The organism is Achromobacter spanius, assembly GCF_002812705.1.
Classification (GTDB): domain Bacteria; phylum Pseudomonadota; class Gammaproteobacteria; order Burkholderiales; family Burkholderiaceae_B; genus Achromobacter; species Achromobacter spanius.
In genome coordinates, this window is record NZ_CP025030.1 from 703,218 (window position 1) to 724,551 (window position 21,334).

Here is a 21,334-nt window from a genome sequence, read left to right on the forward strand (position 1 = left end):
CTCGCGCAAACCGGGCCTGTCCGTATTTTTGTGGGCGAGGCGTTTTAAAAGTTGTTATCCCCGCACCGCAGTAAACCGTTCACCGAACAGGATAGCAAACTGGTTCATGGCGGCTTTCCAGTCGAAGGTCGCCCTGACGGACTTGGCCAGCACATTGCGTAGCGCCAGCCATAGGAGCTTGATGGCGGCCTCATCGTTGGGGAAGTGCCCCCGCGTCTTGATGATCTTGCGCAACTGCATGTTCAAACTTTCAATGGCGTTTGTGGTGTAAATCACGCGTCTGATGTCTGGCGGAAAGACGAAGAACGGCGTGACGTTCTCCCAGGCCCGCTGCCAGGCCTGGACGATCGTTGGGTACTTGATCCCCCAGGGTCCATCGGCGAACGTTTGCAGCGCCTGCTCGGCCGCTTGTTCGCTGGCGGCAGCGTAGATCGGACGCAGGGCAGCGGCCACTGCCTTGCGGTCTTTCCATCCCGCGTAATCCAGGCTGTTGCGGATCAGATGCACGATGCAGGTCTGTACCGTCGTGCGCGGGAAGGCTGCGCCAATAGCATCGGCCAGGCCCTTCAGGCCGTCGACGACCGCGATCAGGATGTCCTGGCAGCCACGGGTCTTCAGGTCATTGAAGACCTTGAGCCAGAACTTGGCCCCTTCGGTCTGCTCAACCCATAGGCCCAGCACGTCGCGCTGGCCGTCGGCCTGCACGCCCAGCGCCAGATACACCGCCTTGTTGCTGACCCCGCCGTCGTCACGGATCTTGACCCGCAACGCATCGAAGAACACCACCGGGTACATCGCCTCCAGTGGCCGGTTCTGCCAGGCGATGGTTTCGGTCATGACCTCGTCGGTGACCGAGCTGATGAAGTCAGGCGAGACCTCGGTGCCGTAGCTCTCGGCCAGGAACGCCTGGATCTCGCGCACGCTCATGCCCCGGGCGTACATGGCAATGATCCGGTCATCGAACCCGGTGAAGCGCCGCTCGTGCTTGGGGATCAGGATCGGCGCGAAGGAGCCGTCCCGGTCGCGCGGCAGTTCCACGCGCACCGGGCCATGCTCGGTCAGCACCGTCTTGCCACTGGCGCCGTTGCGCTCGTTGGCCTGGCCTTCGGGCTTGTCCTCGCCTGGCCGATATCCCAGATGCAAATTCATCTCTGCGGCCATCGTCCGCTCGATCACGGCCTTCTGGAACGACAGGAACAGGTCTTGAACCTCGCTGGGCGTCATCGGTCCCTTGACCAGATGATCCAGCAACTCGGCCGGCACTTCAGGCAGCGGCCCGCGGGCCGCTGCCTGAGCAGCTGCTGTGCGTCTCTTCTTCATCGGCATATCCATGGTCTTTAGTCCTCATGATATGCCTCGCACACAAAATCACGGATAGGTCCCGCAAACCCTCTCGCACTTCACCCATCCTACGATCCCAATCCGTAGGATCGTAGGATGGGTGAAGCGCGGCAGGGCCGCAAAAAGAACCCCACCCACGACCGCGCGCAACCCATCAAACAGCCACACCCGTAGGATGGGTGAAGCGCGCCAAGGCCGCCAAAAGAACCCATTCCACAGCCGCGCGCAACCCATCACTCCCCAAAAAAACTCAATGCCGAATCTCCGCCAGGAACTTCTGCGCCCGCACCGTTCCCGGCCGGTTAAAAAACCCCTCCGGCGTTCCCGTCTCCACAATCCGCCCCGCATCCATGAACCACACCCGGTCCGCCACCTCACGCGCGAACCCCATCTCGTGTGTCACGCACACCATCGTCATTCCGTCCCGGGCCAAACCCTTCATCACCTGAAGCACCTCGCCCACCATCTCCGGATCCAACGCGCTGGTCGGTTCATCGAACAACATCACCGGCGGATTCATTGCCAGGGCCCGCGCAATCGCCACCCGCTGCTGCTGCCCCCCTGAAAGCTGCGCCGGATACGCCTCGGCCTTGTGCGACAGGCCTACCCTTTCCAGCAACTGCATCGCCCGCTCGCGGGCCTCGGCGCGTTTTGCGCGCTTGAGTTGCAGCGGCGCCAGCATCAGGTTTTCCAGCACCGACAAATGCGGAAACAGGTTGAACTGCTGGAACACGAATCCAATATGGCTGCGCAACTGATCCAGGTGCACCTTCGGGCCATAGATGTCCTGGCCATTGACCTCGATCACGCCCTTCTGAATAGGCTCCAGGCGGTTCACGGTACGGATCAGGGTCGACTTGCCCGAACCCGATGGCCCGCAGACCACCACCACTTCGCCTTGCTTGACCTCTTCGGTCACGTCGGCCAGCGCCTGGTAGTCGCCGTACCACTTCTGCACTTGTGAAAATCGGATCATGTCGGCACCACTTTAGAGACAGCACCAAGCCCGGCGCGCCGTCTGCCGATACGTCGTTCGGTCAGGTGCACCAGTGAACTCAGGCCAAAATTCAGGATGAAATACGTCATCGCCAGCAGGCCGAACACCTCGAACGGCTTGGTCAGCAAGACGCTGTTGATCTGGTTGGCGGCGTAGGTCAGTTCCTGCACGCTGATCACATAGGCCAGCGACGTTTCCTTCACCGTCGATACGAACTGGCTCAGCATGCTGGGCAGCATGTTGTAGAGCGCTTGCGGCAGGATCACGCGCCGCATCGTCTGCATGTACGACAAGCCCAACGCCCGGCTGGCCTCTTGCTGCCCCGGCGGCAAGGCCTGGATACCCGCGCGGATGATCTCGGCCAGGTAGGCGCTTTCGTAGCAGACCAGCGCCACCACCATTGTGGTCGTGCCCGCAACGGGGCGGCCGATGATGATCGGCACGAAAAAGTACGCCCAGAAGATGAACATCAAGAGCGGCAGGCCGCGCACCAGATACACCACCGCCGACGACGGCCAGTAGAAGATGCGGTACGGGCTGATGCGGCCCAGTGCCAGCAGCACGCCGCAAGGCAAGGCCAGCGTCAGGCTGATGGCCGCCAGGCCCAGCGTGGCGACCAGCCCCCCTATCGGGCCGTGCGGATACTGCCCGATCAAGAGCAGCAGCCAATTGTCTTTCAGTATGTCCCACATCTCAGCGCGCCCCCAGCGGACGATAACGTCGTTGCAAGATCGCGCCGCCGCCCATGATCAGGAACGACAGCAACAGATAAATAACCGTCACCACCGCATAGGCCTCGAAGGTGCGGAACGTGTAGTTCTCGATCTCGCGGCCGGCCGCCGTCAGTTCCGTTACGCCGATCGCCATCGCCAGGCTGGTGTTCTTCAGCAGCAGCAGGGTCTGGTTCAGCAGTGGCGGAATCGCGATGCGAAACGCCTGCGGCAACACGACGCAGCGCATCGTGCGCAGAAAGCTCAGCCCCAGCGCGCGCGATGCCTCGACCTGCCCCGGCGGGATGCCGCGCACGGCGCTGCGCAGGTCTTCGCAGATGTAGGCCGACATCACCAGCCCGATCGCGATGCACGACATGATGAATTCACTGCCGTGGCTGTTGAGCCAATCACTCAAGCCTTGCGGCAGCAACGCCGGCACGCCAAAGTACCAGAACAGGATGTGCACCAGCATGGGCACGTTGCGGTGGAACGCGACATACACCGCGATCACCGCGTTGGCCACGGGCGAACCCGTCAGGCGGATCACCGCCAGCAGGCTGCCCAGGCAGAACGCCAGAATCCAGGCCAGCCCGGCCAGCGCCAGGGTGGTGATCAACCCCCTGAGCAGCCAGTCCGGGTACTCGCCTTGGAAAATGGCGCTGAAGTCGAAAACGTAGTGCATCGAACGAGGCTCCAGCGCGTGTCGCGCATCAACCCTTGATGGCTTCGATGCGGAAGTCGCGCTTCATGTTGAATTGCGTGCCCGCGCCGAACCACTTATCGAACAGCTTGGTGGCCTGGCCCGAGGCTTCCATGCCGTCCAGCACCTTGTTCACCTGGTTCAACATGGCGGTGTCGCCCTTGCGCACGCCCATGCCCCACGGTTCGACGAACAGCGCCGGTTGCAGGATCTTCACGGGCACCGCGCTGCCGGCCGCCTGCTGCTGCAGCTTCACCAGCATCATTTCCGACGCCACGAAGCCGCTGACCTTGCCCTGCTGCAGCGCCAGGAACGCGCCGCTGGGGTCTTTGAAAGTCACCGTATCCACATTCGGGATGTTCTTGCGCGCGCCCTGCTCCGAGGACGATCCGCGCACGGCGCTGACGCGCTTGCCCGCCAGGTCGGCAGGCGCCTTCAGGTCTTTCTCGGACTCGCGCGCCAGGATCTTCTGCAGGCTCACGAAATGCTGGTGCGAATAGTCGATCTGCTTCGCGCGGTCCGGGCTCCAGCCCAGGTTGGCGGCCACCAGGTCGACGCGGCCGGCGATCAGCTCGGGGATGCGGGCTTCGACGGCGATCAGCTTCAGTTCCAGCGGCACGCCCAGGCTATCCGCCACGGCCTGGCACATATCGACTTCGTAGCCGACCACCGCGCGGGTCTTCGGATCTTGAAAGCTGAAGGGCTCGGCCGTGCCCATGGTGCCGCAGATGAATTTGCCGCGCGCCTTGATGTCTTGCACGGTGTCCGCGTGCGCGGCGGGCGCCAGCGTGGCGGCCAGGCCGACGGCGGCAACGAAGGAAGCAATGGTGGTCTTCATGGAAATTCCCCTTGAATGTAAGTATGGGTACTGCCAGGTATGCGTACTGCCAACAAAAACGGCGTTCAGTAAAAAACCGCGTTCACCTCAGCGCCGCGCAGGCGCTGTCGATACGGCGGCATCCTTCTTCGATGTTCTCCATCGACGTGGCGAAGCTCAGCCGCAGGTAGGGCGACAAGCCATAGGCCGCGCCATCCAGCACGGCCACACCGGCCTCGTCCAACAGGTACATCACCACGTCCAGATCGCTTTCCAGCACGCGGCCGGCCGGCGTGCGCTTGCCCAGCAACCCTTCAACCGACGGGTAGACATAGAACGCGCCCTGCGGCTGGGGGCAGCGGATGCCCGGCACCGCGTTCAGCAAGGCCACGATGCGATCGCGGCGTGCATGGAATACGGTGGCGGCGTCGCTGACGCAGCGCTGGTCGGCGGTCAAGGCCACGCGCGCGGCCGACTGACTGATGGCGCTGACGCAACTGGTGCTTTGCGAAATCAGCGTGGCCATGGCCTTGATCAGCGGCTTGGGGCCGCCCGCGTAACCCAGGCGCCAACCGGTCATGGCGTAGGCCTTGGACACGCCGTTGATCGTCAGCGTGCGGCCCGCCAGCGCCGGCACCACCGCGGCGGGCGATGCGTGGCGCGCGTCGCCGTAGGCCAGGTGTTCATAGATTTCGTCGGTCATCAGCCACACGTGGGGATGGCGCGCCAGCACCTCGCCCAAGGCACGCAGTTCATCCGCGCTGTACATGGCGCCGGTGGGATTGCTGGGCGTATTCAGCAGCACCCATTTCGTGCGCGGCGTGATGGCTTGTTCCAGCGCTTGCGGCGTCAGCTTGAAGCCATCGGCTTCAGGGCAGGCCAGCACCACGGGCGTGCCATCGTTGACCAGCACCATGTCCGGGTACGACACCCAGTAGGGCGCGGGGATGATGACTTCGTCGCCGGCTTGCACCGTGGCGGCCAGCGCGGTGAAGATCAACTGCTTGGCGCCCACGCCGACGATCAGCTCGTCCAGCCCGTAGTCCAGGCCGTTTTCGCGCTGGAACTTGGCGCGCACCGCTTCCAGCAGCGGCTTGGCGCCGGCGGACGCGGTGTAGCGGATGTCGCCGCTATTCAGCGCGTCGATGCCCGCCTGCACAATGTGCGCGGGCGTGGGCAGGTCGGGTTCGCCCACGGTGAAGTCGACGATGTCGCGGCCCTCCGCGCGCAACTGGTCCACGCGCGTCTTGGCGGCCATGCTGGGCGACGGCTTGATCGCGCGGGCGCGTTCGGCCAGGAAGGCGGTGTCGGCGGCGCTCATGCCAGCCCCTTGGCGGCAAAGGCGGCCTGCATCCAGCTTTGCGTCTTATCGCCCTTGGCGATCTCGGCCATGATGCGTTCTTCCTTGGCCGCATGCGCGTGCGCGGCGGCAATCAGGCTTTCCGCGTCGGACGCGGCAAAGCAGACCAGGCCGTCTTCGTCGCCCACGATGATGTCGCCGGGGTTGACGACCTGGCCGCCGATCGACACGGGCACGTTGACCTCGCCCGGGCCGTCCTTGTAAGGGCCACGATGGATGTGGCCACGCGCATAACAAGGGAAGTTGTCGGCTTCAAACGCGGCCACGTCGCGGATGGCGCCGTCCACCACCACGCCCGCGCAGCCATGCACTTGCAGGTAGCGCTTCATGATTTCACCAAGCACGGCGTTGGACAGGTCACCGCCCGCGTCCACCACCAGCACGTGGCCGGGCTGGATTTGCATCATGGCCTTGTAGATCATCAGGTTGTCGCCCGGGCGCGTCTTGACCGTCAGCGCGGTGCCCACAAGCTTGCCGCTGCCGTTGTAGCGGTGCAGGCCCGAGATGCCCTCGCGGCGCGCCAGGTTGTCGCTAAGGTGGGGCGTGACGATGCCGGCAAGCGCTTCAAGAATGGCGGCGGGAGCAACGGGGGAAGCCGGCAATTGGCGGGCGCCGGTAAGAATATTGGCCATGACGATCTGCAGTTCCTGGGTCGGTAGCCGCCGGCAACCCTGTGGAATTTTTCAGGATGCAGGCCGGCCGGGTGAACGGTCAGATGGCATGTTGCGAGCTTTTCCATTTTGGAAAAAGGGATTAAATTTCCACGAACCTCATCAATTTTTGGAATATAGGGGTTAGCCCTAGGCGGAAATTTCGGAATGAACATCACCACCACGCGTCACCCGGCATGCTGACTTTCAAACAAATCGAGGCCCTGTACTGGACCGTCCGGCTGGGCACGTTTTCCGCGTCGGCGCAGAAGCTGCACACGACCCAATCGGCCATCACCAAGCGCATCCAGGAACTGGAGGCGGACTTCAACGTAGCGCTATTCGACCGCTCGGGCCACCGAGCCGAACTGACCGCGCGGGGTCACGAGGTCTATGCGCTTGCCGAAGACATGCTGGGCCATCGAGACCGCTTGCTGGTGCGGCTGAAAGGCCAGCACACGCTGACCGGCACGTTCCGTTTCGGCATTACCGAGATCACGGCCATGACGTGGCTGCCCGCCTTGATCCGCCTGCTGCGCGCGCACTATCCGCGCATCACGCTGGAACCGCACATCGACCTGGGCGCCGACCTGCTCAAGCGCTTGCAGGCGGGGCAGTTGGACATGGCGTTCCTGCACGGGGAATTCGCGGAACCGAACCTGCAGGTCGTGGCGCTGCAACGATTGGAATTCGCATGGATGGGCAGCCCTGACCTGATCGACGCCAGCCGCGTCTATACGCCCGCCGACATCGCGCGCCTGCCGCTCTTGCGACAAAGCCGCGAGTCGGGGTTGAACATGATCTACGACGGGTGGCTGCGGCCTCATACGCCGGACAGCAATATCTTCACGATCAACAGCCTGATCGCCATGGCGGGCTTGACCGCCGCGGGCTTCGGCGTCAGTTGCCTGCCCCGCGATTACTTCGCGGACATGGTGAGCAAAAAGCAGTTGGTGATCGCGCGCACCAGCACCGCGCCGCCGCAATCGGTCTACAGCGCCATGTTCCGCCGTGACGCGGACGTGGCGTTTTGTGAAAGCGTGGCCGAGCTGGCGGAAAGCTGCTGCGAGTTTTCCGGCGGGGTGTAGGGGGGAAGGCCTGCGCTTCAGGTCTGCGCTTCAGGCCCTGGCTTTACAACGCACCAAGAATCGCGTCGCGCGCCTGATGCGACAGTTCAAGGCGCGTCGGCAGGGTGCCATCCGGATGCCTTGCCGCCAATACCGGCAGAAACACCACTTCGACGGACAAGCCCGTCGCGCCCAGCACGCGCCAAAGATTGGCCACCAGGCTTTCTTCGCCGACGAACGCGGCGAAGCCGTCGCGCTTGCCGTCGCGCAGGAAGCGCAAGGCCACGGGTTGGATTTCCACGGCTGCCGAACGCGCCGGTTCGAACAGGCTGGCGTGGAAAGGAAGCATGTCGAAGCCTTCCGTCGTCGTGCCTTCCGGAAACAGCCCCACCGCATCGCCCAGCTTGAAACGGGCCTGCATGGCCTCGCCCATGGCATGTACCGCGTGGCGTTGGCCGCGTTCGATGAAGAGCGTGCCCGCGCCCGCCACCAGCCAGCCGATCACGGGCCATTTGCGGATCTCGCTCTTGGCCACAAACGACGTGGGGCGCGCGGAATTCAGGACGAAGATATCGATCCAGGAGACGTGGTTGGCCACCAGCAGCACCGGGCCGGTCATGCGCGGGTCACCCCTGAACACGACCCTCACTCCGCAGGCCGCCATCAGCGCGCGCGACCACGATCGATTCAGCCAGGCCCGGCTTCGCGGGCGGATGAAGGGGTAGACCAGCCCCACGCACAACAAGCCATAGACGATCAGAGGCAGCACCAGGGCCAGCCGTAAGACAAAGCGCAGCAGCTTCAAACTGAGGTCTCCCAGGCCAGTTGACCACCGACCACGGTGGCGCGTACCCGACCGGGCAGCATCATACCCGCGAACGGCGTATGCGGGCTGCGGCTTTGAAGCGCCATGGGCGTCACGAGCCATTCGGCGTCCAGATCCACCAGGCAGGCGTCGGCGGGCGCGCCCACGCCCAACTGGCCGGCCAGCGCGGCGGGGTTGCTTGTGCCGCTGCTGATGCCACTGAGTACCGCACCCGGACCCGACGTGACCCGAGCCAACGCATCGGCCAGCGGCACGCGATGGTCACGCGCCCATTTCAAGGTCAGCGGCAGCAGCAGTTCCAAGGCCGTCGCGCCGGGGGTGGACACCGGAAACGGCACCGCCTTGCCGTGCTTGTCCACGGGCGTGTGATCCGAACACAGCGCCTGGACCAGCCCTTCGGCCAGCGCCGCCTGGATGGCGTCGCGGTCGCGCTGGCCGCGCAGCGGCGGCTGCAGGTGGAAGTGCGTGTCGAAGAAGCCGATATCGACATCGGTCAGGAGCAGGTTGTGCGCCGACACGTCCGCCGTCACCGCCAGGCCCTCGCGCCTGGCCGCGCGCAGCAGCGCCAGCCCCGGCGCGGAGGACAGGCGGGTCAGGTGCACGCGCGCGCCGGTGGCGCGTTGCAGTTCGAAGATGGTGTTCAAAGCCACCGTCTCGGCTTGCGGCGGCAGGCCTTCCAGGCCCAGACGTTCGGCATACGCGCCGCTGGCGGCAACGGCGCCCTGGGCCAGCCAGGGGTCCTGCGGACGCAGCCACAGCGTGTAGCCCAGCCCGCTGGCATAACGCATCGCGCCCCACAGCACGCGCGTGTCCGCGATGCCGTGCTCGCCTTGGGCATAGGCCAGGCAGCCCGCTTGCGCGAGCAGGCCCATTTCCGTCAGCGTCTCGCCCGCCAGGCCCACCGTCATCGCGCCCAGCGGATGAATGCGGGGCTGGCCGGTTTCCATCTGGCGCATCAAGGTATCGACCTTGCCGGGCTCGTCCAGCGCGTCGTCTGAGGCGGCATCCGGCGGCATCACCAGCCGCGTGACGCCGCCGGCCAACGCCGCGCGCAGCTCGGCGGGCGCGAACGCCAGGCCCGTCGCGCGGCCAGGTTGCGCCACGCGCGCCGACAGGTCCACCAAGCCAGGCAAGACCGCCAGGCCGGTTGCGTCCAGCACGCGATCGGCCTGAAAGCCGTCCGGCGCGGCGCCAGCCGGAACCACCGCCACCACCCGGCCGTCGGCTAGGTAAAGGTCATGCGGCCCGTCCACTCCGTTGGCGGGATCGATCAAGCGGCCATTGGCGATGTGCAGCCTCATGGCGCGTCTCCGGCCAGCACGCTCAAGGCGGCCAGGCGCAGGTGTTGTTCCAGGTCGGCCAATTGCGCCTGCACGGGCGGCAGGGCCGCGGCCACGTCGCCATCCACTTCCACGCCCGGGGTCAGCGCGCCGCCGGGCAAGAGCAGCGCATCCGGCTTGGCGCCGGCCAGCGTGGCGGGAGTCAGGCCATAGGCATGGGCGTATTCACGCGCGGACGGCAGCAGCGCGCCGCTGATGCGTTCCACCTGCAAGGGCAGCACGATGATGACGTCGGCGTCTTGCAGCCCTTCGTGCAGGTTCACGCATTCGCGCACGCCCAGCTGCGGCAAGCCTTCGGGCAACAGCGTGCGCGGCGCCACCACACGCACCTCGGGCACACCCAAGGTCGTCATGGAGTGGATGACCGAACGCGCCACGCGCGAATGCCGGATATCGCCCACCAAGGTCACCGCCAGGTTCGTCAGGTCCTGCTTGGCGTGCAGCATCGCCAGCACCAGCGCCAGTGCCGGCAAGGGGTCCGCATGACACCCATCACCGGCGTTGATGACGCGCAAGCCCGGCGCGGCGTGGGCGGCGGCGCAATGGGCAGCGCCGCTGGCCGCGTGGCGCAGCACCAGCACGCCGGGTTGCAAGCGCGCCACCGTCTCGGCCAACGCGTCGCCCAGATGCGGGTTGAACGCCACCGCGCCCGACGGGGCATGCACGTCGGGCGCGTGTTGTGGGTGTGGCGGGTGTTGCGCGTATTGCGCATGTTGCGCGGGTTGCGCGGGTTGCGCGGGTTGCGCGTGTGGCTCAGTCTGCGCGTCCAGCACCACGGGCAAGAGCGACAACCGGGTCGCCAGCGCGGCATAGGCATCGCCGTCGGCAAGGTCGTCGCCAAGGGATAGAAAGACGGGGCATGGCGCGGCGTGCGCGGGGGGCATCAAGGCGGCTGGAGAACCGGCGTCGCCCGCCGCCGCATAGGCACGCGCGGCGTCCAGCAAGCGCTCGACGTGGCGCTTGGGCAGCCCTTCCGTTGTCAGCAGATGAATGAGTTCGCCGCGGCGATCAAGTTGCGGATTGAGCATAGAAAAGGCCGGGCCACGCGCGTTACGCCGCAGGCAGGGAGTCTAGATATCGTTGCAGGATAACAGCCGCCGCCATCGCGTCATCGGCGGCGTGCGTGCCCAAGAGGCGCTGCGCTTCCATGCTGGAACCGCGCTCGTCCACCAGTTCGACCGCGATGCCGAAACGGCCATGCAATTGATTGGCGAAACGCCGGCAGCGCGCGGTGGCGGGCTGTTCGCCGCCATCGGCATCCAGCGCCAGCCCCACCACCACGCGATGGGGCTGCCACTCCTGCAACAGCGCGGCGATGCGGCCAAAGCGCGCATCGCGGATTTCACTGAAGATGATTTCCAGCGGGCGCGCCTGGCGCGTCAGGGTGTTGCCGATGGCGATGCCGATCTTCTTTTCGCCAAAGTCGAAACCAAGCAGTGTTTCTTCAGGCATGGCCCGCATCGCCCGCCAGCATGACCGGATCAATGCCCAGCAGCTTGAGCGCGGCGGGGTAGCGGTCTTCGGCGGGTACGTCGAAGATGATGTGGTCGTCGGCGCCCACGCTGAGCCAGGCATTCTGGCCCATTTCGCTTTCCAGCTGGCCGGCGCCCCAGCCGGCGTAACCCAGCGTGACGAGCATGCGGGCGGGGCCATTGCCGTCGGCCACGGCTTGCAGCACGTCGCGCGAGGTGGTCAGCGCCATGGCGCCCATCTTGATGCTGGAACTGTAGTCGCCGGCGGGCGCGTGCAGCACGAAGCCGCGGTCGGTCTGGACCGGGCCGCCGAAGTAAACCAGCGTGTCTTTGACCGGGCCGATTTCAAGCGTCAATTCGATGCGCTCGAACAAGGTGCCCAGGGTCAGGTCGGTGGGCCGGTTGATGACCAAGCCCAGCGCGCCGCGTTCGGTGTGTTCGCACACGTAGATGACCGAGCCGGCCAGGCTGCCTTCGACCATGCCGGGCATGGCGATCAGGAACTGGTTGGCAAAGTTGGCCGCCTGCGATGCGGCGGATTCGTGATGTTTTTCCGTCATGGCAACCCCTTTGGGTAGTCTGAAAGAACCGTGGACGTCGCACACGCGAGCGTGGCCGTCTTGCCTGGCGGCAGACCGTCTTTGGTTACGTGGGATGGGGTCAATGCCCCATCTTACGAGCCCTGGCGGAATGGGTCAGCGGATCGGGTTCAGATTTCCATCAATTCAAAGTCCTCTTTGCGGGCGCCGCATTCGGGACAGACCCAGTTCGGCGGCACGTCTTCCCAGCGGGTGCCGGGAGCAATACCTTCGTCGGGCAGGCCGGCCTCTTCGTCATAGACCCAGCCACAAATCAGACACATCCAAGTACGCATAGTTCTCTCTTACATCAAAACCCCACCCGGTTCCCCGAGGCGGGGCAAAGGTGGGGGGCTTCCATTAGAATGGGGACAATCTTACCGAAACCCAATAGGGGTTCCCCTGATTCACCTCAAAATGAATCCGGGTACTCCGCTCAAAGCTCAAGCGCTGTCTACGTGGCCCCCGTTACCCCCCCTCTCGTTTTGGTCTTCGGCCCGTTCGATCCCTCGGGATCCGACGGCTTGCCCGCTGACGCCGTCACCTGCGCCCGCCTGGGCTGTCATGGCCTGGCGGCCGTGACCGCGCTGACCGTGCAGGACACTGCCGGCATCGAAGAAATCCATCCCGTTTCGCCCGACCTGCTGGACGACCAGGCTCGCTGCCTGCTGGAAGACATGTCCGTGCAGGCCATCAAGGTGGGCGGACTATACACCGCTGAAACTGCCAGCGTGGCAGCCCAGGTGGCCGCTGACTACAGCCAGGTGCCGCTGGTGCTGCACCTGGGCCAGCGTGCCCCGCTGCCGACCGACGCGGCTGATGAAGACGAGGCCGACGACCTTCTGGCCGCCACGCTTGAACTGGTGCTGCCGCAGACGGATCTGGTGATCATCGAGCATTTGCGCCTGGCGCAATGGCATGCCGACGGCGACATCGATATCGGGGACGCACCTTCGCCCATGCACGCCCTGGTGGCGGCGGGCGCGCAGTGGGTGCTGGTGCTGGGCAGCCCGCAGCGGCCCGGCCATTTTGCCAATGTGCTGCTGGGCCCCAGCGGCCAGACGCACACCTGGCCGTGGCAGACGCCGCCCGACCGCAATGGCGATGCCGGCGGCCTGGCCGCCACCGCCATCACCGCCATGCTGGCGCGCGGGCTGGAGATGCCCGAGGCGGTGCGCCAAGGCCTGGCGCATGCCGATGCGTCGGTCGCGGCCAGCTTCCTGCCGGGCATGGGCCGGCGCATTCCCAACCGGATCCAACCGCAATGAAACCCTTGCGCTTTCCTGCCGGCCTGTACGGCGTCACGCCTGAATGGGACGACACCGACCGCCTCTTGCAAGCCGTACGCAAGGCCGCCGACGGCGGCATGCGTTCCCTGCAATTGCGGCGCAAGAACGTGCCCGACGCGGTACGCGCCGAACAGGCCCGCGCGTTGGCGCCGCTGTGCCGCGAGCTGGGCGTGGTGTTCCTGATCAATGACGACTGGCGCCTGGCGCTGGACGTGGGCGCCGACGGCGCGCACGTGGGCCGCGACGACGAAAGCCTGGCGCGCATCCGCGCCGAGGCCGGCCCCGACCTGATCCTGGGCGGTTCCAGCTACGACGACCTGACGCGCGCGCGTGAACTGCTGGACGCGGGCGCCGACTACATCGCCTTTGGCGCCATGTTCGCGTCCACCGTCAAACCCGACACCGTGCGCGCGCCGCTGTCCGTGCTCACCGAAGCCCGCCGCCTGGTCGACGAGCGTGATGCGCCGCGCCCCGCCGTGGTGGCCATCGGCGGCATCACGCCCGACAACGCACGGCTGGTGGCCCAGGCGGGCGCCGACGCCATCGCCGTCATCACCGCACTTTTCGAAGCGCCCAGCATTCGCGCCGCCGCAACGGCCTGCTCCGCGCCCTATTCCGTCAACCCTCTTCGCAAGCCTTGAACGCCATGTCCCGTAACGAACAGCTTTTCGAACGCGCCTGCCGCAGCATCCCCGGCGGCGTCAACTCGCCCGTGCGCGCTTTCCGCTCAGTCGGCGGCACGCCGCGCTTCATCAAGCGCGCGCAAGGCCCGTACGTGTGGGACGCGGACGACAAGCAGTACATCGATTACGTGGGCTCCTGGGGCCCCGCCATCCTGGGCCATTCGCACCCCGACGTGGTGCGCGCGGTGCAGGAAGCCGCCGTCAACGGCCTGTCGTTCGGCGCCCCCACCGAAGCTGAAATCGAACTGGCCGAAGTGTTGATCTCGCGCCTGCCGTCGCTGGAACAGGTGCGCCTGGTCAGCTCGGGCACCGAAGCCACCATGACGGCAATCCGCCTGGCGCGTGGCGCCACCGGCCGCGCCAAGATCGTGAAGTTCGAAGGCTGCTACCACGGCCATTCCGACAGCCTGCTGGTCAAGGCGGGCTCGGGCCTGCTGACCTTCGGCAACCCCAGCTCGGCCGGCGTGCCGCCCGAATTCGTGTCGCACACGCTGACCCTGGAATACAACAATCTGGACGCGGTGCGCGAGGCCTTTGCCCAGCACGGCGCCGATATCGCCTGCATCATCGTGGAACCGGTGGCCGGCAACATGAACCTGATCAAGCCCACGGCCGGCTTCCTGGAAGGCCTGCGCGAGGTCTGCACCCAGCACGGCGCGCTGCTGATTTTTGACGAAGTGATGACGGGTTTCCGCGTGGGTCCGCAAGGCGTGCAGGGGCTGACCGGCGTGAAGCCGGACATCACCACGCTGGCGAAAGTGATTGGCGGCGGCATGCCGGTGGGCGCTTTCGGCGGCAGCGCTGAAGTCATGAAGCACATCGCCCCGCTGGGCGGCGTGTATCAGGCCGGCACCTTGTCCGGCAACCCAGTGGCCGTGGCCGCGGGTCTGGCCACGCTGCGCCTGATCGCCGCGCCCGGCTTCTACGACAAGCTGTCGGCGCAAACCGCCAAGCTGGCCCAGGGCCTGCAAGAGCGCGCCCGTGCCGCCGGCCTGGCCTTTTCGGCCGATTCGGTGGGCGGCATGTTCGGCATCTATTTCAGCAACACGGTGCCCACCTCGTTTGCCGAGGTCTCCAAGTGCGACACGGCGGCGTTCAACCGCTTCTTCCATGCCATGCTGGACCACGGCGTGCACTTCGCGCCGTCCGCGTTCGAAGCGGGCTTCGTGTCGGCCACGCACGACGACGCGGTGATCAAGTCCACGCTGGACATCGCCGAGAAGGTCTTCGCCGCGATGTAAGCGGCTGGGGTCCGCCCAGGGCCTCAGTTAAAAAACCCGGAATGAAAACCCCAAACAAGACGCCCTGCTCAGGGCGTCTTGTACTGTTCGTACAGGGCGGTCACGTCCCTGACATACGCCTGGGTTTCGGCATACGGCGGCACCGCATCGTATTTGCGCACCGCCCCCTCGCCCGCGTTGTACGCCGCCAGCGCCAGGTCCAGCCGGCCGGGGTATTGGTCGATCAGCCGACGCAAATGACGCGAGCCCGCTTTCACATTGGTCGCCGGGTCCACCAGCGCGCGTTCGATATCATCCACCGCCAGCACCGCCGCCGCCGTGGCGGGCATCAGCTGCATCAGCCCCAGCGCGCCCTTGGGCGAGCGCGCGTCGCTGCGAAACCCTGATTCGATGGCGATGACGGCCGTCAGCAAGGCCCGGTCCACGCCGGAATCCTTGGCGGCGCGCTCAATCAGGCCATCATGCGCGGTGGGCAGCTTGATCTCGCCCCAGCGCTGCGCCCGGGACGTCGGCGCCAGCGTCGCCATCCGCGCACCGTCGCCCTGGCGCGGCGCGCATTCCAGACAGACCTTGGTGGTGCTATTGCGGCGCCAGGCCGTGCGCGCCTGCGCCCGCTTGTAATATTTGGCGTAGCCCGTGGGCACTTTCATCACGCGCCAGACGCCGTAGGGGTCTTTGTAGCGGTAGATTTCGGCGGCCTGGGCGGGGCTTGCAGGCGCCAGCGCCAGAGCACCCACGGCCAGGGCCATCAGCACCGCCATGCCGCCGACGCGCGCCACGAAGGCGCTAAAGACAGGCGGGTAACTTCGGTGTCGAGGGTCCATGGTTTGGGGCTCCGGCGGCGTCCGAAGACGCGTTGGCGAGTCCCTATGCTGCGGCGATCAACCCGGTTTGTCGCTCGCCCCTAAGCCCTAGTCCTCGTTTTGCCCAGCCAAGCCCCGAAAACTTCGAAAACCTCGGGGACTTACCTAGGGCATATGGCGGACGACTACGCTAATATGTCGCAATATTTCCGTTATTTACCAAATGAATGAACCTGGCCGCTCGTGCCAGGCAGGGAGAGGCAAAGATGGACGCAGAAAACACGTTGCAGCTGGTGCTGGATGCCGGCACCAACGTCCTGTCGGCAATTTATACGCCGCCGCCACGCCCGGATCCCGACCCGACCCCCGACCCCGACACCGCAACCCATGCCGCCGGCGAAGCCGATCAGGGCAACCGCGGCGACGATGCCCAGGAAGCGGACACCGACGCGGCGGCCGTTGCCGCGGCGGCCGTTGCCACGGCGGCCATGGCCGAGGCAGCCAGTGACGAGCCGGTCGAGCCCGCTCCCATCATCAATACCGACATCCCCAGTTGGGAAACCCTGACCGCCGCCGCCATCGCCCAAGGCTTGAGCGCCGACGCGCTGGACAGCCACGCCGTGCTGGCCTTCATCGACCGCTGCCGCCACGCCACGGAGCCGGTGCAGTTTCCGGTGGGCCAGGTCGTGGACGGCTCGTTCGAGCTGGAACTCGACCCCGACCGCATGACCGCGCTGCTGACCCTGCACCCGCCCCGTGGCGGCCAGCCCGTCACCCTGGACGTGCTGCGCCAGGCCGTGGCCGACCGCGGCATTGTGCAGGGCGTGCAGGAACAGGCGCTGGCCGAGGCCGTGGAAAAGGGCAATGGCGAAACCGTCGTCATCGCCCAAGGCACACCGCCCACGCGCGGCACCCCCACCCGTTTCGAAAGCCTGCTGGACCGCCTCAAGCCGCGCGCGCAGGAAATCGACGAGCTGGCCCATGTGGACTACCGCGACCTTGGCAGCCTGCTGCTGGTGTCGCCGGGCACGCCCCTGATGCGCCGCTTCCCGCCCCTGCCGGGCGTGGACGGCGTCAACGTGCTGGGCGAGCCGGTGCTGCCGGACGAACTGCCCGACACGCCGTTCTCCAAGGACATAAGCGGCGTGGCCGTGGACCCGGAAGACCCGCTGCTGCTGCGCGCGACCATCGCGGGCACGCCCACGCTGGTCAGCCACGGCGTGCAGGTGAACCCGATGGTCGAGGTGGATGCCGTCGACCTGTCCACCGGCAACATCACCTTTGAAGGTTCGCTACAGGTGCGCGGCGACATCGCCGCCACGATGGAAGTGCGCGTGACGGGCGATGTGGTGGTCAACGGCACCATCGAGGCAGCACTGGTGGAAGCGGGCGGCAGCGTCACGGTCAAGGGCGGCATCATCGGCATGGCCGAAGCCTTGCAAGACCCCGCCGCCACCGCGCGCACCGCCCACATCGTCTGTAGCGGAACGCTGCGCGCCAAGTTCATTGAAAACGCCATCATCAGCGCCGGGCAGGACGTGGACGTTGAACGCGAGATCCGCCAGAGCAGTATCGCGGCGGGCGGCAGCGTCAACGTCGGTCCGCCCAACACGCAGCAAAGCGCCATCACGGGCGGCCAGATCCGCGCGCTGAACGCCGTACGCGCCGGCACCATCGGGTCTCCCTCCGGCATTCCCACGCTGGTGCAGGCCGGCCTGGACCCGCATGCCGACATCAAGCGCTCGGCATTGACGCGCAAGCGCCTGAAGATGAACGAGGAAAAGGCCAAGCTGGAACAACTGCTGATGTTCCTTCAAGCCAACCCGCAGCGCGCGCCCGGCGACGTGGTGGAACGCGCCCGCAACACCCATATGAAGCTGGGCAGCGACTTGCTGGCGCTGGACGAAGAAGAAGCCCAGTTGGTGCGCGACCTGCAACCGCTGCACACCGCCACGGTGGCCGCCACGCGGCGCTTTTGCAGCGGGACGAAGATTCAGTTGGGCAACAAGGTGCAGGAATTCCTGGAAGACCAGATCGGCGGCAAGGCCGGGCTGGAAGAAGGCGAGATCGTCATTCGCTAAGGCCGCGCCCTGCCTCCCGGCAGGCCGCCTTAGAGCCCCACGGCGCGCGTGGCCCGGCCCGATCGCTCAGGGAATCAAGGCGCCAGTTCCTTGAACCAGACGCGCGGCGAAATGCCGCGGTCTGGCCCCAGGATGGAAAAGCCGCCGTCCACGGGGATGTCCACCCCCGTCATCCAGGACGCCGCATCCGAACACGCAAAGCACACGGCGGCGGCGATTTCTTCGCCCGACCCTACTCGGCCCAGCGGATGAAAGTGCGCCCCCACGGCGTCCGCCGCCTCGCGCGAGCCGCCCGACAACTGTTCCACCGACGGCGACCAGGTCCATGCCGGCGACACCGCCAGCACCCGCACGCCGGCCGGCGCCAGTTCCACCGCGAAATTCTTGGTGATCTGCAACATGGCCGCCTTGGACGCCGGATACAGCGCGCGTCCCGCCGCGCCGAACTTGCCACCCGTGCTGCCCATGTTGACCACCACCCCGCCGCGCGGCAGATGCGGCGCGGCCAACTGCGTGAAGATGGCGGCCGAGACCAGGTTCGTGTCCAGCGTGGCGTGCCATTCGTCGCGCGAGGAGGCCAGCCCCCGGTCCGCGTACTGGCAGGCGTTGTTCACCAGGATGTCCAGACGGCCAAAGCGCGCCAGCGCGGCGTCGATGCAGCGTTGGATCTGCGCGTCGCTGCCGATGTCGGTTTCGCAAAAAAGCGCGCGCCCGTCCAGTTCCTGCTCAAGCGCCTGGCCGGCTTGCGCGTTGCGCCCCACCAGCACCACGTGGGCACCGGCGGCCGCCAGGCCGCGCGCGATGTCGGCGCCCAGCCCCTGGGTGCTGCCGGTGATGATGGCGGTCTTGCCGGCCAAGCCGGGAAAGCCTGAAAAATCCATGAATAGTCCTTGATCAGTGCGGCGCGGCGGCCCAGCGCACCGCTTCGGCCACCGAACCCGTTTGCGCAATCAGGCGCATGCTGGCCAGCGAGGCAGCATGCACCGCCGGGTCGGCGGACGCGCAGGCGTCCTCGGCCACCATCACATCAAAGCCAATGTCGGCGGCGTGCCGCACCGTGCCTTCCACCACGGAATGCGTGGCCACGCCCGCCACCACCAGCCGGCGCGCGCCAATCACGCGCAGCGTTTCTTCCAGCGGCGTGCCGTAAAACGCGCTGATGCGGGTGTGCTTCACGATGAACTCGCGCGGGCTGCCGGCCAAGGGCTGCAAGCCGTCGTAGAACTCGCTGCCCCACTGCCCTTCCGGCACCGCCCCAATCGCGGCCACGTTGCGGAAGATGGCGCAGTTGGGCAGCAGGTCGGCGTAGTCCGGGCGGAAGGCGATGCGCACATGCACGATGGGCATGGCCTGCGCGCGCGCGCCGTCCAGCAAGGCGGCGGCGTTGTCCAGCAGGCGCTGGCGCGCGCCGTTGTCAGCGTCCAGCCCGACGCGGATCTTGCCGTCGGGGTGCAGCACGTCGTTCTGATAGTGCAGCGCCAGCACCGCGGTATCCGCCGTCATCAGACAAACACCTCGAACACGTCGTGCACGTCGTCGCAATTGACGAGGTCAACGCGCTTCATGCGGATGCGCCAGCTATCGCCATCAGCCGCCAGCTTGTGCGTGTAGCGGCCGGCCAGTTGGCGCGGTTGGCGCTTGCGCCATTCGGTCATCTGGAAGGCGGAATGCACCACCAGGTTGCCGCCCGCATCCACCCCTTCCACCTGCACGCCGCCCACCAGGCGCACGCTGCGCGTGGGCGGTTGCTGCGACCAATTGCGCGGGTGCTCCAGGCGGCGGATCCGCACATCGCGCAGCATGCGGTCTTCCCAGAACAGCGAAATATGGTCGTACGGGCTTTGCTGGCCGTGCACGCGCGGCATCCAGTACATGCCGTCCTGCGTCCACAGCGCCTGCCAGTCGTCGTAGCGCCGTTCGTCCAGCAGCCGCGCCTCGCGGTACAGGAATTGCGCAATGCGGTGATAGGCGTCGGCGGGCACCTCGGCAGGTGCCAGGTCAGCCGTACCGACATCGAAATCCAGGTCTAGCAGCATGCGCCTTCTCCCGTGGCGGGCGCGTTAGACGCCGCGCCGGCTTCCATATAGGTCTTCCATGCGTGGAACTGGTTGCGCATGGGCAGTTCGCTGGTGCCGTTGACCGACACCATGCCGTCCGCGTCGCTGCGGTCGCTGCCGTGGTAGCGGTGCATGCTGACCCATTCCCCGCCGCGCGTGGCGTTGCCTTCCTGGCAGCGGTTGTAGAGTTCGATGTCGTCGGGCATGACGTTGGACGACGGCGAGTTGATGACGTTGGCGTACAGCATTGCGCGCTTGAACACGCCGTCGGGCGCGCCCTTGCAGCGGAAGGTCTGGATCTCGATCAGCGTGCGATCCACGGCAATCGGACGGATCACGCGGAACTGCTGGAACACCGTGTGCGGTGACCCGCTGCCATAGATGACCGTGTTGTGCCGGTTCATGCCCAGGATCTCGCGGGCGCGCTCCTCGCCGTAGGCGGCGGCCAGCGTTTCAAAGTGCGCGCGCGATACCGGGTCGCGTTCGGCGGCGCCCGGGTTGAAGATGCCTTCCATATAGCCGTGGCCGTTTTCGTAGGCGCGCAGTTCCAGCTTTTCCCAGAACTCGTAGGGTTCGCCGTTGCCGTCCATGATGTGCAGCTCAAGCGGCATTTCGCCCATTTCCTTGGCCTCGTCGCGCGCGGCGGCGTAGGACGATTCATGCGTGACGCGGGCGTGCATGGTGTCGTGCAGGTTTTCGTAGAACACCTTCCAGTTTGACCGCTGCATCACGCGGAAGATGCCGCCCGCCACTTCCACCTCGCCTACCGGCGAGCGGTCGCACAGGTTGTCGATGGACGAGCGCACGCCGCCCAGGAAGTCGGCCAGCGCCGGGCCTTCCTTGGCCTGGCTGGCGAACACGAAGCCGCGATAGCTTTCCACGCGCGCCAGCCGGCGCATCGAGAACGCCGGGTCGGTGGGGTCATACGACGTGCCTTCCAGGCCCTGCTTGAGCGGCACGCCCAGATGGCTGCCGTCCAGCTTGAAGGTCCAGGCGTGGTACGGGCAGCGGAAGAACTTGCCCACGCAGCCTTCGCCATCCGCCACCACCTTGGCGCCCTTGTGCGGGCAGCGGTTGTACAGCACGTGCACATGTCCGTCGGACGCGCGCACCATCAGCACGTCCTGGTCGCCCACGCGGGTGGTGTGATAGTCGCCCGTCTTGGGCACCTGGCTTTCATGGCCCACGTAGATCCAGGCGCGGCCATAGATGCGCTGCATCTCCAGGTCGAAGATGGCGGGGTCGGTGTAGACCCCGCGATGCACGCTGTCGCCACGCACCATCGCGGACAGTTGTTCGTCGGTGTAAGACATGGGGGG

The 21,334-nt window shown here is 66.2% G+C and carries 23 protein-coding genes; 5 read left to right on the plus strand and 18 right to left on the minus strand.

The features are described from left to right. Positions 1 to 54: 54 nt before the first annotated feature. The 7 genes from CVS48_RS03265 to CVS48_RS03295 form a co-directional block, all read right to left on the minus strand. Positions 55 to 1,326 (minus strand): IS256 family transposase, encoded by a 1,272-nt coding sequence (locus tag CVS48_RS03265; protein WP_100857483.1) that lies wholly within the window; start codon positions 1,324 to 1,326, stop codon positions 55 to 57. A 265-nt stretch (positions 1,327 to 1,591) separates the two neighbouring features. Beyond that, positions 1,592 to 2,317: an amino acid ABC transporter ATP-binding protein gene (locus CVS48_RS03270; protein WP_100853237.1), complete on the minus strand. Its 726-nt coding sequence runs from the start codon at positions 2,315 to 2,317 to the stop codon at positions 1,592 to 1,594. After that, complete coding sequence (locus tag CVS48_RS03275; RefSeq protein ID WP_100853238.1) at positions 2,314 to 3,030, minus strand: amino acid ABC transporter permease; 717 nt, start codon at positions 3,028 to 3,030, stop codon at positions 2,314 to 2,316. The genes CVS48_RS03270 and CVS48_RS03275 overlap by 4 nt, the downstream gene beginning before the upstream one ends. Position 3,031: 1 nt before the next feature. Then, positions 3,032 to 3,733 carry an amino acid ABC transporter permease gene (locus CVS48_RS03280; protein ID WP_100853239.1) on the minus strand — a complete coding sequence of 234 codons (702 nt, stop codon included), beginning with the start codon at positions 3,731 to 3,733 and terminating at the stop codon, positions 3,032 to 3,034. Between the two features lie 28 nt (positions 3,734 to 3,761). After that, positions 3,762 to 4,589 (minus strand): ABC transporter substrate-binding protein, encoded by an 828-nt coding sequence (locus CVS48_RS03285; protein ID WP_100853240.1) that lies wholly within the window; start codon positions 4,587 to 4,589, stop codon positions 3,762 to 3,764. An 82-nt stretch (positions 4,590 to 4,671) separates the two neighbouring features. Beyond that, the gene (locus CVS48_RS03290; RefSeq protein ID WP_100853241.1) at positions 4,672 to 5,889 is read right to left on the minus strand and encodes an aminotransferase class I/II-fold pyridoxal phosphate-dependent enzyme; all 1,218 of its coding nucleotides are present in this window, start codon (positions 5,887 to 5,889) and stop codon (positions 4,672 to 4,674) included. Further along, positions 5,886 to 6,560, minus strand: a complete 675-nt coding sequence (locus tag CVS48_RS03295; protein WP_100853242.1) for an RraA family protein — start codon at positions 6,558 to 6,560, stop codon at positions 5,886 to 5,888. Before CVS48_RS03295 ends, CVS48_RS03290 begins: the two co-directional genes overlap by 4 nt. A 215-nt stretch (positions 6,561 to 6,775) precedes the next feature. Between CVS48_RS03295 and CVS48_RS03300 the strand changes: the two genes are divergently transcribed. Then, entirely contained in the window at positions 6,776 to 7,666 is an 891-nt protein-coding gene (locus CVS48_RS03300) for a LysR family transcriptional regulator (RefSeq protein WP_100853243.1), read from the plus strand. 43 nt (positions 7,667 to 7,709) lie between these two features. On the opposite strand, the gene CVS48_RS03305 is transcribed toward CVS48_RS03300, so the two are convergent. From CVS48_RS03305 to CVS48_RS03335, 6 genes are all read right to left on the minus strand, one after another. Then, complete coding sequence (locus CVS48_RS03305; protein ID WP_100853244.1) at positions 7,710 to 8,450, minus strand: lysophospholipid acyltransferase family protein; 741 nt, start codon at positions 8,448 to 8,450, stop codon at positions 7,710 to 7,712. Beyond that, positions 8,447 to 9,772 (minus strand): dihydroorotase, encoded by a 1,326-nt coding sequence (locus CVS48_RS03310; protein ID WP_100853245.1) that lies wholly within the window; start codon positions 9,770 to 9,772, stop codon positions 8,447 to 8,449. Before CVS48_RS03310 ends, CVS48_RS03305 begins: the two co-directional genes overlap by 4 nt. Beyond that, positions 9,769 to 10,839 (minus strand): aspartate carbamoyltransferase, encoded by a 1,071-nt coding sequence (locus CVS48_RS29555; RefSeq protein WP_242001378.1) that lies wholly within the window; start codon positions 10,837 to 10,839, stop codon positions 9,769 to 9,771. Before CVS48_RS29555 ends, CVS48_RS03310 begins: the two co-directional genes overlap by 4 nt. Positions 10,840 to 10,861: 22 nt before the next feature. Further along, on the minus strand, positions 10,862 to 11,263 hold the full coding sequence (ruvX, locus tag CVS48_RS03325) for a Holliday junction resolvase RuvX (RefSeq protein WP_100857484.1): 402 nt from the start codon (positions 11,261 to 11,263) through the stop codon (positions 10,862 to 10,864). Continuing rightward, positions 11,256 to 11,843 carry a YqgE/AlgH family protein gene (locus CVS48_RS03330; protein ID WP_050447075.1) on the minus strand — a complete coding sequence of 196 codons (588 nt, stop codon included), beginning with the start codon at positions 11,841 to 11,843 and terminating at the stop codon, positions 11,256 to 11,258. Before CVS48_RS03330 ends, ruvX begins: the two co-directional genes overlap by 8 nt. Positions 11,844 to 11,992: 149 nt before the next feature. After that, positions 11,993 to 12,157 carry a rubredoxin gene (locus CVS48_RS03335; protein ID WP_003814980.1) on the minus strand — a complete coding sequence of 55 codons (165 nt, stop codon included), beginning with the start codon at positions 12,155 to 12,157 and terminating at the stop codon, positions 11,993 to 11,995. 162 nt (positions 12,158 to 12,319) lie between these two features. Here CVS48_RS03335 and CVS48_RS03340 point away from each other — a divergent pair, with 162 nt between their 5' ends. From CVS48_RS03340 to hemL, 3 genes are read left to right on the plus strand one after another with little or no spacing between them, the layout of a single operon-like run. Then, positions 12,320 to 13,129, plus strand: a complete 810-nt coding sequence (locus CVS48_RS03340) for a hydroxymethylpyrimidine/phosphomethylpyrimidine kinase (protein ID WP_100853246.1) — start codon at positions 12,320 to 12,322, stop codon at positions 13,127 to 13,129. Continuing rightward, entirely contained in the window at positions 13,126 to 13,791 is a 666-nt protein-coding gene (thiE, locus tag CVS48_RS03345; protein WP_100853247.1) for a thiamine phosphate synthase, read from the plus strand. The genes CVS48_RS03340 and thiE overlap by 4 nt, the downstream gene beginning before the upstream one ends. Positions 13,792 to 13,796: 5 nt before the next feature. Continuing rightward, positions 13,797 to 15,074: a glutamate-1-semialdehyde 2,1-aminomutase gene (gene hemL, locus CVS48_RS03350; protein WP_100853248.1), complete on the plus strand. Its 1,278-nt coding sequence runs from the start codon at positions 13,797 to 13,799 to the stop codon at positions 15,072 to 15,074. Between the two features lie 68 nt (positions 15,075 to 15,142). On the opposite strand, the gene CVS48_RS03355 is transcribed toward hemL, so the two are convergent. Further along, the gene (locus CVS48_RS03355) at positions 15,143 to 15,898 is read right to left on the minus strand and encodes a lytic transglycosylase domain-containing protein (RefSeq protein ID WP_100853249.1); all 756 of its coding nucleotides are present in this window, start codon (positions 15,896 to 15,898) and stop codon (positions 15,143 to 15,145) included. A gap of 245 nt (positions 15,899 to 16,143) precedes the next feature. Between CVS48_RS03355 and CVS48_RS03360 the strand changes: the two genes are divergently transcribed. Further along, on the plus strand, positions 16,144 to 17,958 hold the full coding sequence (locus tag CVS48_RS03360; RefSeq protein ID WP_100853250.1) for a DUF342 domain-containing protein: 1,815 nt from the start codon (positions 16,144 to 16,146) through the stop codon (positions 17,956 to 17,958). A 74-nt stretch (positions 17,959 to 18,032) separates the two neighbouring features. Here CVS48_RS03360 and CVS48_RS03365 read toward each other — a convergent pair whose 3' ends face one another. The 4 genes from CVS48_RS03365 to CVS48_RS03380 are packed head-to-tail and all read right to left on the minus strand — an operon-like array spanning position 18,033 to position 21,328. After that, positions 18,033 to 18,839, minus strand: coding sequence for an SDR family oxidoreductase (locus CVS48_RS03365; protein WP_100853251.1), 807 nt, complete (start codon positions 18,837 to 18,839; stop codon positions 18,033 to 18,035). Between the two features lie 13 nt (positions 18,840 to 18,852). Next, positions 18,853 to 19,461, minus strand: a complete 609-nt coding sequence (locus CVS48_RS03370) for a cysteine hydrolase family protein (protein WP_100853252.1) — start codon at positions 19,459 to 19,461, stop codon at positions 18,853 to 18,855. After that, positions 19,461 to 19,994: an aromatic-ring-hydroxylating dioxygenase subunit beta gene (locus CVS48_RS03375; protein ID WP_100853253.1), complete on the minus strand. Its 534-nt coding sequence runs from the start codon at positions 19,992 to 19,994 to the stop codon at positions 19,461 to 19,463. The genes CVS48_RS03370 and CVS48_RS03375 overlap by 1 nt, the downstream gene beginning before the upstream one ends. After that, complete coding sequence (locus tag CVS48_RS03380) at positions 19,985 to 21,328, minus strand: aromatic ring-hydroxylating dioxygenase subunit alpha (RefSeq protein ID WP_100853254.1); 1,344 nt, start codon at positions 21,326 to 21,328, stop codon at positions 19,985 to 19,987. Before CVS48_RS03380 ends, CVS48_RS03375 begins: the two co-directional genes overlap by 10 nt. Positions 21,329 to 21,334: the final 6 nt, after the last annotated feature.

Coding starts and splice junctions, on each gene's coding strand:
- CVS48_RS03265 (WP_100857483.1), bottom strand. CDS start 1,326: ATGCCGATGAAGAAGAGACGCACAGCAGCTGCTCAGGCAGCGGCCCGC.
- CVS48_RS03270 (WP_100853237.1), bottom strand. CDS start 2,317: ATGATCCGATTTTCACAAGTGCAGAAGTGGTACGGCGACTACCAGGCG.
- CVS48_RS03275 (WP_100853238.1), bottom strand. CDS start 3,030: ATGTGGGACATACTGAAAGACAATTGGCTGCTGCTCTTGATCGGGCAG.
- CVS48_RS03280 (WP_100853239.1), bottom strand. CDS start 3,733: ATGCACTACGTTTTCGACTTCAGCGCCATTTTCCAAGGCGAGTACCCG.
- CVS48_RS03285 (WP_100853240.1), bottom strand. CDS start 4,589: ATGAAGACCACCATTGCTTCCTTCGTTGCCGCCGTCGGCCTGGCCGCC.
- CVS48_RS03290 (WP_100853241.1), bottom strand. CDS start 5,889: ATGAGCGCCGCCGACACCGCCTTCCTGGCCGAACGCGCCCGCGCGATC.
- CVS48_RS03295 (WP_100853242.1), bottom strand. CDS start 6,560: ATGGCCAATATTCTTACCGGCGCCCGCCAATTGCCGGCTTCCCCCGTT.
- CVS48_RS03300 (WP_100853243.1), top strand. CDS start 6,776: ATGCTGACTTTCAAACAAATCGAGGCCCTGTACTGGACCGTCCGGCTG.
- CVS48_RS03310 (WP_100853245.1), bottom strand. CDS start 9,772: ATGAGGCTGCACATCGCCAATGGCCGCTTGATCGATCCCGCCAACGGA.
- CVS48_RS29555 (WP_242001378.1), bottom strand. CDS start 10,839: ATGCTCAATCCGCAACTTGATCGCCGCGGCGAACTCATTCATCTGCTG.
- ruvX (WP_100857484.1), bottom strand. CDS start 11,263: ATGCCTGAAGAAACACTGCTTGGTTTCGACTTTGGCGAAAAGAAGATC.
- CVS48_RS03330 (WP_050447075.1), bottom strand. CDS start 11,843: ATGACGGAAAAACATCACGAATCCGCCGCATCGCAGGCGGCCAACTTT.
- CVS48_RS03335 (WP_003814980.1), bottom strand. CDS start 12,157: ATGCGTACTTGGATGTGTCTGATTTGTGGCTGGGTCTATGACGAAGAG.
- thiE (WP_100853247.1), top strand. CDS start 13,126: ATGAAACCCTTGCGCTTTCCTGCCGGCCTGTACGGCGTCACGCCTGAA.
- hemL (WP_100853248.1), top strand. CDS start 13,797: ATGTCCCGTAACGAACAGCTTTTCGAACGCGCCTGCCGCAGCATCCCC.
- CVS48_RS03355 (WP_100853249.1), bottom strand. CDS start 15,898: ATGGACCCTCGACACCGAAGTTACCCGCCTGTCTTTAGCGCCTTCGTG.
- CVS48_RS03360 (WP_100853250.1), top strand. CDS start 16,144: ATGGACGCAGAAAACACGTTGCAGCTGGTGCTGGATGCCGGCACCAAC.
- CVS48_RS03365 (WP_100853251.1), bottom strand. CDS start 18,839: ATGGATTTTTCAGGCTTTCCCGGCTTGGCCGGCAAGACCGCCATCATC.
- CVS48_RS03370 (WP_100853252.1), bottom strand. CDS start 19,461: ATGACGGCGGATACCGCGGTGCTGGCGCTGCACTATCAGAACGACGTG.
- CVS48_RS03375 (WP_100853253.1), bottom strand. CDS start 19,994: ATGCTGCTAGACCTGGATTTCGATGTCGGTACGGCTGACCTGGCACCT.
- CVS48_RS03380 (WP_100853254.1), bottom strand. CDS start 21,328: ATGTCTTACACCGACGAACAACTGTCCGCGATGGTGCGTGGCGACAGC.